At 50.6% G+C, this 13,440-nt stretch carries 11 protein-coding genes; 2 read left to right on the plus strand and 9 right to left on the minus strand.

The features are described from left to right. Window positions 1-387: 387 nt before the first annotated feature. Window positions 388-4,278, minus strand: coding sequence for a choice-of-anchor D domain-containing protein (locus HOK28_11965; protein MBT6433804.1), 3,891 nt, complete (start codon window positions 4,276-4,278; stop codon window positions 388-390). 305 nt (window positions 4,279-4,583) lie between these two features. Between HOK28_11965 and HOK28_11970 the strand changes: the two genes are divergently transcribed. Then, window positions 4,584-5,660 (plus strand): alpha/beta fold hydrolase, encoded by a 1,077-nt coding sequence (locus HOK28_11970; protein MBT6433805.1) that lies wholly within the window; start codon window positions 4,584-4,586, stop codon window positions 5,658-5,660. An 18-nt stretch (window positions 5,661-5,678) separates the two neighbouring features. Here the strand turns inward: HOK28_11970 and HOK28_11975 are convergent, their stop codons facing one another. Further along, a complete protein-coding gene (locus HOK28_11975) occupies window positions 5,679-6,548 on the minus strand; it encodes a phytanoyl-CoA dioxygenase (protein ID MBT6433806.1) in 870 nt (289 codons plus the stop codon). Window positions 6,549-6,559: 11 nt separating this feature from the next. Continuing rightward, on the minus strand, window positions 6,560-7,183 hold the full coding sequence (locus HOK28_11980; GenBank protein ID MBT6433807.1) for a TetR/AcrR family transcriptional regulator: 624 nt from the start codon (window positions 7,181-7,183) through the stop codon (window positions 6,560-6,562). Between the two features lie 158 nt (window positions 7,184-7,341). Between HOK28_11980 and HOK28_11985 the strand changes: the two genes are divergently transcribed. Next, window positions 7,342-7,965 (plus strand): class I SAM-dependent methyltransferase, encoded by a 624-nt coding sequence (locus tag HOK28_11985; protein ID MBT6433808.1) that lies wholly within the window; start codon window positions 7,342-7,344, stop codon window positions 7,963-7,965. A gap of 167 nt (window positions 7,966-8,132) precedes the next feature. Here HOK28_11985 and HOK28_11990 read toward each other — a convergent pair whose 3' ends face one another. The 6 genes from HOK28_11990 to hisB all read right to left on the minus strand — a co-directional run bounded on the left by HOK28_11990 (window position 8,133) and on the right by hisB (window position 13,298). Beyond that, complete coding sequence (locus tag HOK28_11990; protein ID MBT6433809.1) at window positions 8,133-8,600, minus strand: thermonuclease family protein; 468 nt, start codon at window positions 8,598-8,600, stop codon at window positions 8,133-8,135. Between the two features lie 204 nt (window positions 8,601-8,804). Further along, on the minus strand, window positions 8,805-10,067 hold the full coding sequence (hisD, locus tag HOK28_11995) for a histidinol dehydrogenase (protein MBT6433810.1): 1,263 nt from the start codon (window positions 10,065-10,067) through the stop codon (window positions 8,805-8,807). Between the two features lie 12 nt (window positions 10,068-10,079). Beyond that, window positions 10,080-11,348 (minus strand): phosphoribosyl-ATP diphosphatase, encoded by a 1,269-nt coding sequence (gene hisE / locus HOK28_12000; protein ID MBT6433811.1) that lies wholly within the window; start codon window positions 11,346-11,348, stop codon window positions 10,080-10,082. Continuing rightward, entirely contained in the window at window positions 11,345-12,103 is a 759-nt protein-coding gene (gene hisF, locus HOK28_12005; protein ID MBT6433812.1) for an imidazole glycerol phosphate synthase subunit HisF, read from the minus strand. The genes hisE and hisF overlap by 4 nt, the downstream gene beginning before the upstream one ends. Further along, window positions 12,097-12,711, minus strand: a complete 615-nt coding sequence (gene hisH, locus HOK28_12010) for an imidazole glycerol phosphate synthase subunit HisH (GenBank protein ID MBT6433813.1) — start codon at window positions 12,709-12,711, stop codon at window positions 12,097-12,099. The genes hisF and hisH overlap by 7 nt, the downstream gene beginning before the upstream one ends. Further along, window positions 12,711-13,298, minus strand: coding sequence for an imidazoleglycerol-phosphate dehydratase HisB (gene hisB / locus HOK28_12015; GenBank protein ID MBT6433814.1), 588 nt, complete (start codon window positions 13,296-13,298; stop codon window positions 12,711-12,713). Before hisB ends, hisH begins: the two co-directional genes overlap by 1 nt. Window positions 13,299-13,440: the final 142 nt, after the last annotated feature.

The raw sequence follows: 13,440 nt of genomic DNA on the forward strand, positions 1-13,440 counted from the left end.
GATCTGCGTCTTGGGAAACTCTTAGAGGTCCAAAACGACTCAAAACAAGCTCAAATTGGGTAAATATTGCCAAAAACAAAGTTGGCACGCTGCATGCAAACCTTAGAAGTGTAAGAGAGTAAGAGTTCAAAAGACGTTCCACTCCGAACTACTTTTGCCACTCTTGGATGCTTGAATGCTACGTCAATCATCCCTTAGGTCGCTTCCCCCGGTGACCTGATGACCTCAGGAGATGCGAAAAGCCCCTTCCAGGGCACGTAGACTCCTTCGTTGAGAGCACGCGCCGGACATGGTTCCCCCACCTATCCGGATGCGACAAGGCAACCTGTTCCCCCCAATCCCCCACATGCCTTGCACTCAACGAAGGAGTCGTCGCCTCCAACCTATCTATTCACAACGCACAACATTCGACCGATACACATTGTGTTCTATCCAACCGGCTCCCTCGAATGCCGGTACGATTCCCGATTCTGAAATATTAGAAATGTGGTAGCTGTGCTGATTCCACACGCGGCGGGTCCCCACCCAGTTTTCCTTGTCATTGCTGTAGGCAATCACACCGTGCATTCCCACATCACCCAGCGGAGATTCCATCGCCAGAAGAATATCTGCGTGGCCGTTGTTGTCCACGTCCACTATTACTGGATTATCAAAGATAGTTCGTGAGCCGCGAGCAGCTTGGTATTTCAAGTGACCATCCACTCCGTCCCAAATAAAGACGTTGCCCTCATCGGCATAGACAACTTCAGCACGGCCATCACCTTCGAAATCAAAAGTGGTTGGCCCCGACGCGCCTGTTTGGTCACTGCTTTGAGCTTTCCACTTAAGCGTAAGATCATGCTCAAACACATACACCCAATTCGTCGCTGAGATAACAATCTCAGGATAGCCATCGCCGTCTAAGTCACCAACTGCAGGGTTCGTTGCGATGAATCCCTCGTCTTCACCGTCTTCGTTAAGCTGGCCACTGGAGATATGCAGAGGTCCATAAAGTGTTGTTCCATCATCTTCTAAAACCAGCAGGTCGTTAGAAGCTGTCAGTAAGATCACTTCGGGGTTTGAATCTGCGTCAACATTGGCAACGGTTGAAAGCCCATCGGCTAAATCTTCTCGATGCCAAATCTTTTCACCAGCGTAATTAAACGCCGTTCTTCCTGAGACAAGCTCGTTTGTGCCATCTCCGTTTAAATCCACAAAAACACTCATTGGACCGTGCCCTGCACCGCCTTCGCCATCGCCGCCATCTGCGCTTGTCGAAGTCGTACCCTCAAACAAAAGCTGGCCATTATGACTAAACACAGCATTGCCAAATGCAATCTCAGGCCATCCATCACCGTTCATGTCGCCAATGGCAGGCCCGCCACCATTCTCGATCACAAATTCGGGCATCCGCCACAACTGACTTTCCCATTTAAAAGTTCCATCATGCTCAAGTGCGTAAAGAGAGCCGTGGGCAAACTTTCCGCGAATGCAGCAACCGGGATCTGTCATTTCGCAATTCTCATTGGGCGCAATGTACGTGTATTTCACGCCAATGATTTCAGCGAGTCCGTCACCATCAATATCACCTGCTGCCAGCTGAGCTTCGGCCTCCATTGCTCGGGCCATAGGATCCGCGGGGTCTCCTTCGGGCAAGCGTCCCCACTCCCAAATTGTTGAACCATCATCGCCGCTGACCGCAATCACCACTGCCGGTGATGCGTTGTTGGCGTTACAAAAAGCATCTTGTCCGCCGCCTCCGCCGCCCAACATATCCATACTGCTTTCAAGCGCGGTAAAGATAACATCCGGTGTATCCATCACGTCCACCACACCATCTGCATTGTCGTCAGTTAAATTCATCACGATGGGTGTCATCCAAACATCATCGTACCCTGGATAAGTTGAAGTGCCGGTCCAACGCCATTTCTCAAGTGGCTCATACACATCTGAACCAATGCAATCGGGAACTTCAGGTACATAAGCATTGCAAAGAGCACTCAAATTAAAGGGTGCGTTTTCACAGGCATCACTGAGCACCTGAATGTCGGCTTGATGGACACCACCTGCCACCGGCGCGCAAAGAAACTGTAAGTTTACATTCTCACCAGGCTGCAATGTTGCATAGGTATTGGTCGCCATCGATATCGCCGACGAGCCAGTGACAACCACGTCAGTAATATTTAAACTCTCAGTGCCAAAATTGGTGCAAGTGACACTTCGCACGCCACTTGTGTCCACTTCAACAGTACCAAAATGAGTCATCACGGGGTTGCAAGATATAATTTGCGTGCAGGTACCATCATAATTACCACTTAAATTAACCCGTGCCTCCTGTGCACCTGAAGCATTCGACAGCACGGTGAAAGCACCAAAATCACCATCGGATTCCGACGGGGTATACCGCACTCTTACCGTTGTGCTCTCTCCTGCCGCGAGTTCCATCGGTAATGAATCACCGCTTGGCGATACCTTTAAAAACTCAGGTGCGCTGGCAGCATCCATCTCAATTCCACGAATATCTAAAACACCCGCTCCGCAATTTGTTAAAACCACATCTTGATCAACCGTCGTCCCCGGACCCGCTATACCAAAATCAAAACTATCACAGGGCTGAGATGGTCCACATTGAACGGTCGCCGGCGCCACGCCATCCACTCCAACACAAAGCCTCGAACCCATGACATTTCCGTAAAGAGGGATATCTAAGGTGGGCTGGTACATATCGTTGGAAATAATACGTAGGGTTTCCAACTTGATGCCCTCGCTCATCGGCTCGAAGAAAACATTAACAGACGTATCCATCATGCCACCGGGTGGAATTCCCAAAAAGCTTGTCAGCTCACTCATATCGCCCAAGCGGTATTCCTGGTTTCCAGCAACGAGGTAAATATCGTTAATATTACAACGGCCATTGAAGAAATCGCCCTCGCTTAAATTCGATAAATTGAAACCGATGTTTTGAATCTCGCCAATATTAACGTCGCCAAAGTCTCCATAGCTTGGCTGCACATCCAAGACACATCCATCTCCAACCGGAGGGTTCGCAGTGGCTATAAGGTCTGTAGATACCTGTGTACCGTAAGAGTCATCTGCATAAAGCGTGAACATCGACTCCACATAGGACGTGACACCACCTAAAAACTGCACCGTGAGTTCTATATGCTCGCCAGGCTGCAGAACCATCGGGACTTCTTGAGTTGGTAAAACACCGGTCAGCTCAAAATCAGTCGCGCCTGATGTTCTTTGAGCATCGTACACCCGACAAGCAATTTCACCGTTGTTAAACAGCCGAAAGTTATGGGACGCACCCGCTGCGGCTTGTCCAAAAACGATGCTCCCAGGGAATGTACCCAGTTCACACGAAGGTCTCTCGAGTCCTCGACCTAAAATATCAACCGGAAAATAAGGTTGGGCCGTGGGTACATCCGTGTAGAGCCAAAGCTGCCCTGCATCCGCAGGAGGTGCAATCACAGTAGGCAAGTACCGAATATCAACCGCGCCTTCCTCACCAGGCTCAAGCAAACCTGATTCCGGCCATATCGTTTCAGCGATGGTGAAGACTTCGGAACCGCCCGTCGCCATTCCAATCGTCGCTTCAGAAACCATGATTGCCTCATCGCCACACGATTCAAAACGCCAACGCTGCGTTGACTCAGTTCCCACAATGACACCACCAAAATCGAGATTCGTGGCACCAATGGCGCATAAACAAGGACCTCCCACAGTTCCTGTCAGATTTAGGTAAATCGGGTTGTCTGGTTGACCAACAAAACCAAAGCCATCTTGGCCATCGGGCACTCGCCCATCATTGGATGTCAAAACCCAGCGTGCTGTCTGAGGCCCACATAGGTTACCTCGTAGCTCCGCCTCGAATACAAAGTTCTCACCTGGCTCTAAAACAATGTAGATACCCTGAGGATCCTGTGACACTCCGGGAGCAATTCTAAACTGAGTTGAGGAGCCAGTTGCCACCGTTGGATTGTAGAAAATCAAATCCGAATCGCCCAGATTCTTCACGGTCACAGGCAGGCGGCTGTTTTCCCCAGCAACCACACGCCCAATCTCTGCATTCAGTTCGGGCAAGACACAATCGCCGGAAGCTGAACAATTTTCTTCCCGCGTTGCAGCTTTAAGTGCCTCGTAGCAGACCTCGCCTTCGCCATCGGCCGATGCCACACAGATGTCAATCTTAGGCAGGTCCGGACTGATACTGTCTAGACCTTCGCTGCACTGGCAGCCCACCAAGACGCTAAGACTCGTAAAGATCGGTAGGTACCGACTCAAAAGATGCTTCATAAATTTCCCCCATGCAGAAATGCTGCCGTAGGAAACACGACTCGTACGCGATCCGTCAAGCTAAATGTATACGGATGTAAAGAAATGTGAGGGGTACTTCCAAAGGGTCATACCAAAATAAGTCGCAATTTGGTTTTATGTCTTAAAATCATCATATTGGCGCACTTTGGTACCACCAATCTTCCCTTTCCAATCGCAAGTTGCCTGGGAACTCGCCGAATCGCTTCCTCTATGATAGTAATCTTATGTACCACAAATGACGAAGACCGCGTCTTCAAGAATAGTGACTTGGATTGTAAAGTAAGATGTCAAACATCGTCGTAGAACTTCCGTCTCAAGCTATAGAGACAACATTTCATAACTCATCACACTCGCTTACGGAGCAACGTAGCAGTGGTCGCCGTTTTTGGGCGCACACTCAAGATGGGTGGAAGCTTGCCCTTTACCACAAATCGCCTGAGAACAGTGGTTCCAGGATGGGACCTATCCTCTTGGTGCATGGACTGGGTGCCAATCGCTACAACATGGATGCCCCGGTACACGAAATCAATTTGGCGGAGTACCTACGCGCAAGAGGGCATGATGTATGGATTGCTGAACTGCGGGGAGCAGGCCGGAGCCACTACACCGGTAAATTTTGGAAAAAGCGTAAAACCTACAACTTCAACGATATTGTCTTTCAAGATGTCCCAGCTCTAATCAAGAAAGTGCAGGCCGAGACGGGAGCTCAGAGAGTTCACTGGATAGGCCACAGTTTGGGCGGAATGCTCGCCTATGCATCGATGATTAACGGACGCAGTGATCTCTTTGGCGCGGTTGTGACTGTGGGCTCACCGGGTATCTCAGCGAACCAACATCCATTTCTCGATTTCATTTTTCCGTTAAGGGCCATTCTCAAACTTCAAAAATGGGCACCCTACCGCCCAGCATCTTTGGTTGGGAAACTCTTTCCTCGAATCACCAAACGCATAGCCTGCCCTGCCCTGGCCAACCATAGCCTCATGAATCATCAAGATGTATCAGCCTTGGTCTCTGTGGCACTCTCACCGGTGTCCACCCGGCTGGTTCAGCAATTCGCAAACTGGTACACTATGTCTAAAGACCAAGCAGGGTCTGGTCATCAAGGCGATTACTGGAAAAATCTCGATACCATCGACCGGCCTGTTTTATTCGTGGCCGGCGCAGCGGATAAACTTGTACCCATCGAAAACGTGGCTGAGGTTTACAATAAAATTAACACTGAAGATAAGAAGCTTCTTGTATGCAGTGAAGCCAATGGTTTTGCCGGGGATTACGGCCACATTGATTTACTGCTCGCGCGCAGCGCTCGGTACGAGATTTATCCAGAGATTGCTTCCTGGATTGAAACACACCCGTCTTAATTCTCTCGCCCTTATACTTTACGCAAACGCTGCTTGAATCTTCGACTTGGTGGCTCTTATTGCAGTTCCAAGATGGTGATAAATCGGCGTACGGCTGGCACTGCTTTTAGGCTCATAAGGCCCCGTAAGGTAGGGAACAAACATCGTGCGGCGCAGGCTATCTTGTCCATACAGTTTAGAACGCGCTACCCGGTGCCAGAGACGACCATCATGAATGGTTAAATCACCGGCCTTTGTCGTCACGCAGATTTCCTTGTCGTCACTTCTGTGATCAAGAAAATAAAGCTTCTTAAAACACATCGACATAAACCCTTGGCGATGGCTCCCCGGTAATAAACGAAGCCCACCGTTGTAGGTATCGCAGTCGTCGAGGTGAAGGCCTATATTAAGCATTCTTTGCGGCATGCGCAGATAACAGAGGTCTCGCAGACCATCAGTGTGCCAACCCAAGCGAGGATGAATGCTTTCAGGGACGTTCATGTATCGATTGACCACCACACCATCTTTTTCGTCTTCGCCGATGCGCGCATCCTCGCCCACAAGGCGGCGGATTGGCTCAAATCGGCTATGAGTCACAAACTTACTGATAAACTTCGAGTGACGAGAGGTGAACGCAAACCGTTGAAGGAATTTTGCTCCTCGGTCGTCCTTGCCCCAAAATAAAGGAATTCCATTGATGGAATCTCGCTCTTCGGTTGCCCACTCGCCTTCGATTCTTTCAAGTTCAGAGATGATACCCTCTACTTCATCCTTTGAAGCGACACCCTCGAAATGAACAAATCCGTAGGCGTCTAAGAATGCCAATTGTTCTTCGGTTAAAGTCTCACCCAATTTGTAACGTGTGTTCATGGGTGGCAGGTTCTTGAGTTCATCAGGCTTAATAAACATAGTGGTCTTCCTTAGTTAATTTTGATTTCGAATAAGGTTCGTGTGACTTCGACAAGGTGCGATTCCACGGCCAGCATTGAGGCCTCGCCCTGAAGCCCGGTCACTATTTCCAGTTCTCGTTCTGAGCTAAGAGCGTAGCGAACCACCAGGTTCACGGCGCTTTGGCATAAAAGGCGTGTTTCCACAGAACCGCGGCCAAGTAGCTCGCCAACCGCCAGAGTTATCCGCGTAAAGAATGGATCGACAAACTGCTCTCGGCGGGCCTGCGAAACTTCCCCGTGGTCGACGACCTCGCGCATCACCAAGCGAATGGCCATGTGGTTTCGTCGGGCAAAACCAAAGCCGCGCCGAATGACGTGTTCCACCAGAGCACCCACCCCATCAAGGTTCTGAATTTCATTTTGTAATTCAGACCAAAGACTTCCCAACTCGCCGTACATTGCATCGATGCAGGCATCGTAAAGCTTCGCCTTGCTACCGAAGTAATGGTGCACAGTACCCAGGCTGACCCCAGCGCCTCCTGCGATAGCGCGCATGCTGGTGTTGCCCTCGCCAAGCTCTGCAAAAAGCGCGGATGCAGAAGATAGAACCTTCTGCTTGGTAAGTGCTGCGTCTGCCTGTGCTGGTCGTGCCATCGTTTCCTCCGAGTCTCTTATTTAATTAATCGAACGTACGATTACAACTAAAAAGATAATGTTTTCAACAAACTCCGATCGCTTTCGGCCCAATAAGGGGCTAAGTTACTGACCTCGTAACGATTTCTACCCTAGCGACGAAAGCGGAGATGACCCCCATGAGCTGGCTATTCGCCCCCATTTACGACCTCTTGATGAAAAACACCGAAGCCGCGGGTCTCGGCCAATGGCGTAAGGCACTTCTTGCTCAAGCACATGGATGTATTCTGGAAATTGGCGGTGGCACGGGAGTCAACCTCCCCTACTACCCTTCCTCGGTAGAAAAGGTAGTCATCACAGAACCAGATCCGGGAATGAAACGTCAGCTTGACCATAAGCTCAAGGAACTGGGCGAAGGCAATTTCGAAACCGCGAGCGCGCAGGCCGAAGATTTACCCTTCGAAAATATAAGCTTTGATACGGTCGTCTCCACACTTGTCCTCTGCACCGTGAACAACCCAAAGCAAAGTCTCAAAGAAATATTTCGCGTTTTAAAACCTGGTGGAAAATTACTTTTTCTTGAACATGTGCACGCTCACGACAATCCCAATCGGGCAAAATGGCAAGGGAGAATTGAGCCAGTATGGAAACATCTTGCGGGCGGATGTCATCTAACCAGGGACACGCTTAAAAGCATTCAAGAAACCGGTCTTACCATCGAAGACGTGACCCACTCGAGTCTTCGAAAAGCCCCCTCTTTCATCAGGCCAAGTATTCGTGGAATCGCTACAAAAAGCCTTTAAATGGCATTCATGGTCAATTTATGGGCAAAAAAAATCCCAGATGCGGGGGACATCCAGGATTCTTTTTGCAGTACAACTTCAGGGGGGGAACCTGATTATTGACTATTCGTATATGTCTATTTTAGGATTATTTTTCATTCGCTATTCGATTAAAATTTAAAGTCTTCTTATTCGCACCAACTGTGAGTCTTGCGGCCTCCATAGTAAGGAACTGCAAGGCCTGCTTCAAAAAGCGCATCCTTGATATTCAACTCATCCGGAGTGCCTGGATTCACAATGATGTCAGCTACCAAGCGAAAATATTTGCCGCGTGAAATGTCGCGAATTGCAATATGCTCTGCATCTTTCAAGAGGTCTCGAACGAAATATTTTGCCTGCTTTGCCATGACCTTTTCTTCTGGACACTTGGCTCGCATTTCCGGTGTGTCGACACCACTGACTCGGATGCCCACTTTGTACCAAAGGGCCGAATAAGTTCCGTCGGGGTCGATGTCTTGGAGGTCAACCAAGTTCACGGTCACTGTGTCACCGTCATAGTTTCGAACGTAATCGACATCAATATCACTGGCCTGGGCGCTCGCTGAAAATCCGATGCTAAGTGCTACGACTGTGATGATGGTTTGAATTGCTTTCATTGTCTCTCTCCCGTTTAGGTTGTTGTGCTGCGTTACACTCTAAACAAAGCAGGAGACGTGCCACATTGGGCCAAAACAATTTAGCTGAATAAAAACAGTATCTTATATGCTACCCCAAAAGAGATGAAAGCCTTAAAGGGCTTACCGGCATACGCTGAACGTACAAGCGATGTACACTTAACGTACACCTTAAGGCTATAGGTTCTAGCTCGACACCTTACGACTCTCGGCCGCACGAGCGTGGGCTTCCAAGCCCTCCATGCGTGCAAGCGCCACCGTATCGTTGATGATTTCATCAGCCAGTACCGTTGAACTTTCCATCCAGGTTCGCATCCGTAGGAATGTCATCACGGAGAGCCCGCCAGTAAATCGAGCGCAGCCTCCCGTGGGCAATACATGATTAGGCCCAGCCCCATAGTCGCCAAACACCTCGGCGGCTCCTCTTCCAATAAAGAGCGCACCATAGTGATGTAACATCTCTTTGGCTTCACCCGGATCCTCTAAATGAATCTCCAAGTGCTCGGGAGCCAATCGGTTACATAGTTCAGCGGCCTCCGCCTTACTCTCGGCTAAAACCGCAAAGCCATTCTCAACAGCTTTCTCTGCCGTGTCGCGTGTGGGGAGGATTTCGAGCTGCTTGATGAGGGCTTCATTCACCGCATCACGCTGCTTAGAACTTGTTGTAATAAGTATCGGAAGAGCGTCGGGATCATGCTCAGCTTGCGCCAGGAGGTCAGCCGCAACCACATTGGGCTCTACCGTCTCATCAGCCCAGACAACGAGTTCGGACGGCCCGGCCAACATATCGATACCAACAAAACCCGAGACATACTTTTTCGCAGCGGTTACCCAGCGGTTGCCCGGCCCTACAATCACATCAACAGGGCTGATTTCTCCAGCGCCGAACGTTAATGCTCCGATCGCTTGAGCCCCGCCAATCGCTATCAATTGGTCCGCGCCCGCTACCGCCGCAGCGGCTAACGTAATTGAAGTTGGCTTAGGTGATGCAACAACCACTTGCTTAACACCCGCCACGCGCGCCGTGACGGCAGTCATCAACACTGTAGATGGCAGCGGGAATCTTCCTCCCGGGGCATAACAACCAGCTCGTGTTACTGGCGCGAGTTGATGGCCAGCCTTGCCGCCCGGAATTGTCATCTCAAATGAAGACAGGCTCTCACGTTGGCCTCGGGCAAACGTTTCAATCCTAGCTGCCGTTCTTTCCAAGACAGCTCTGTCGTCGGCCGATATCTTAGACAATGCCTTATCTAAATCTTCACGGGTATAGAGAACTTTAGAGCCTTCTTCTAGATCTCCATAGGTTCTGCCCAATTCGACCAGCTTATCAAAGCCGCCGGTTCTTACCTCTTCCACAATTTTCACAGCGGCAATGTAAGTATCTGGGTCAACGGGTTCACGCCGAAGCGACGTCACTGCATCTGGATTAAAATATTGAAGTCCCAACATCGTTTACCTCACTTAAGCCAGTGCAACTTTAGCATCGCCCTTGCGACGCTTAACTTTCAGAGCCCGTTCATCAAGAACAGCCTCTACATCAGCGAGGGTCACACCAGCTTTTGCCATCGCCACCAACGCAAAATACATCACGTCTGCAGCCTCGTGAGCCACATCTTCTTTCGTGACCGCCTCGGAGAGTTCTCCCGCCTCTTCTACGAGCTTAGCGCCGAGCAAACCACTCTCTTCAAACAAACGCCGCGTGTAACTGCCCTCAGGAGCTTCTTCTTTTCGGCTCCATGTTGTTTGCTCTAATGCATGCAGTCCTTTGGATGGGCCCCAGCATGTCCAGGTCTCTTCGTGACAAAATCCAGGGTTTGCCTGCTCTACAACAAAGCGCAGGGCATCTCGGTCACAATCCAATGAAACCCCTACAAGCTTCTGGGTTGCACCGGAGGTAAGACCCTTTACCCAAAGTTCATTTCGAGATCGGCTCCAATAAGTACCGCGCCCTTCAACGATGGCATCACGCAAGCTATCGAGATTTGAATACACAAGCCCCAGCGCTCGGCCAGCGGTATCACTCACCACCGTGGTCCAGAGTTCGTCGTCTCGGTCCGTTTTGATACAAGCAGCCAAAGAGTCAGCCAAATCGAAACGCCCTGTATAAAGCGCCATACCGACCTGCGCATCTGCGCCCAACCTGTCGACCAGTCCAACGTCTTCAGGAGTTGCCACACCTCCAGCAACCGTTAGCTCGGCACCGTCGGCCGCTTCAACCAAAGCTCGAACCCGCTCTTCTTGCATTCCTTCAAGGCGACCTTCTCGCTCCACGAAGGTCACGAGAAAACCACCGACATAAGGACGAAGTTCTCGCATCATGTCGGTTACGTTCTGCCCGGTCTTCGTTGTCCAGCCTTCGACCACAACTTCATCATTCACGGCATCAAGCGCCGCGATAACGCGTTCTTTAGGAAGCTGCTTCAGAATCTCCGGTCTTGCAGCCGTTCCTAAAATGACTTTACACGCGCCTTTATCTAGCCAATCAAGAGCAGTCTCAACGTCACGAATACCACCGCCAACCCGGCACGGAGCGATTTTCAACAGGTCTTCAATGACCTCTCGATTGCTTCCTTGTGATAAAGCTGCATCTAAATCTATCACGGCGATTTCGCCTACGCGGCCGAACTTTTCGGCGATTGGCCTCGGATCACCGGCATCAAGTGCCATTTCCTTGCCGCCCACCAATTGCACAGCATTGCCATTCATCAAATCAATAGAGGGGATAATCATAGTCTGACCTCAATTCCTGCCTTCCGCAGCTCTTCTTTAAGCGTCTGTACTGTGTACTCGCCGTCGTGAAATATGGAAGCAGCAAGAACAGCATCGCCGCCTGCCTTAAGTGCCTCGATCAGGTGCTGAGGCGAAGCCGCTCCACCCGAAGCTATAACCGGTACAGTCACCGCTTCACTCACGGCACTTAGTAAATCCAGTTCATAGCCTGAACGCGTCCCATCTCGGTCCCAGCTTGTAAGCAAAATCTCTCCAGCGCCGCGGTCAACGATTTCTCGGGCCCAATCAATCACATCGATGCCCGTTCGCTCTTTGCCAGAGCGCACAACCTGCTCCCAGCCTTCTTCACCATCTTTTCTGGCCGCATCAATAGCAACAACTGTACATTGGCTGCCATAGCGTTTTGCCAGCTCGTTAATCAACCCGGGGTTGGTCACCGCTGCGGTATTAACGCTGACCTTATCTGCACCAGCTTCCAACAAACGACCAGCATCATCGGCCACACGTACACCGCCTCCGCAGGTCAATGGGATACCGAGTGCTTCACGCACCTCGCGAACCGTATCGTGCTGGTGGCTTCGCCCTTCCGGAGTCGCGGAAACGTCCAGTAGGACTAACTCATCGGCACCTTGTGCTTGGTAGTTCATCGACAGTTCCACAGGGCACCCTGCATCTCGTAGCCCTTGAAATTTAATGCCCTTCACCACACGGCCATCTCGGCAATCAAGGCAAGGGATAATTCTTGAGGTCAACATGCGTCACCACCTTCCACCCAACGTTCTAAGAGCGAGGCACCAAATTCACCAGAGAGTTCAGGGTGAAACTGGCAGGCCACAAGATTTCCTTTTTCGAGAGCAGCCACAAAGGGACCGGCATGGTCTGACATGGCGCCACTCCAACCTTGTGGAACCTCTTCTAAACGATACGAATTGGCAAAATAGACATAGCCTTCTCTAAGAACTTTACAGGTCCCAACAGGCGTAATCTTATTCCAACCTAGCTGCGGAACGCGCACGGTTGTCGGGAAACGCTTCACAGCAGCATCAACAATCCCGAAACCCGCCTCACCGGGGCTCTCTTCACTCGACTTCGCTAAAAGCTGCAAACCCAAACAAATCGTCATGGTTGGCTTATCTTCATCAATGCGTTGCATCAGAGGATCCACAAGCTTGTTTTCTCGTAAGGCCTCCATCGCGGCTGCAAAGGCACCCACACCTGGTAGAATCAGCCGAGGTGCGGACAAGATATCTTCTGCCGAATCGGTCAGATACGGTTCTGAGCCAGCGCGGCGAAGCCCCGCCAATACCGATGCAAGATTTGCAGTCCCTGTACGAACCACTGCTACTGGAGTCTTCGCAGACATCATAAAACCCCTTTAGTGCTCGGAACCTGACCACTTTCAGTAAGCCGTACAGCATCTCTCAGTGAACGAGCGACAGCCTTAAATGCAGCTTCGGCCTTGTGGTGATCGTTTCGTCCCTTAATAACATCCACATGCAAACTCATACGGGCCGCAATGGCGAACGATTCGAAAAAGTGACCAATGTTTTCACAAGCCAGTTCACCCAACTTCTCGCGCACCAAGTTCATCTCAATCGATGGAAATGGTCGCCCCGATAAATCCACAACAGCGCGCACCAGCGCTTCATCGAGAGGCACATAAGCGTGGCCGAATCTCTGAATCCCACGTTTGTCGCCCAGTGCTTCATCCAGGCATGCTCCGAGCGTTAGCGCGCAGTCTTCAACGGTGTGGTGATCATCAATGTGCAAATCACCTTCGCAATTTAAAGTGACATCAAAACCAGCATGTTTTCCCAGGGCCGTAAGCATGTGGTCAAAGAACCCAATGCCGGTAGACACCTGGACATGGCCGGATCCATCAAGGACCAAGCGACAGGTTATGGTTGTCTCACTGGTGACCCGAGTTTTTTCTGCGCTGCGATTAGCCATTTAATAACTCCTCTAAAGACAATGTTTCGTTCAGTACCCTTGAAGCGCCAGCATCCAAAAGTGTCTCTTTCGTATCCTCACCGTCGCCCGGGGCAAGCACGCCCAGCGGAACGACTCGAGCACCCCTGGATGCGCGAATATC

The sequence above is a fragment of the Deltaproteobacteria bacterium genome, from assembly GCA_018668695.1.
In the GTDB taxonomy this organism is placed as follows: Bacteria; Myxococcota; XYA12-FULL-58-9; order XYA12-FULL-58-9; family JABJBS01; genus JABJBS01.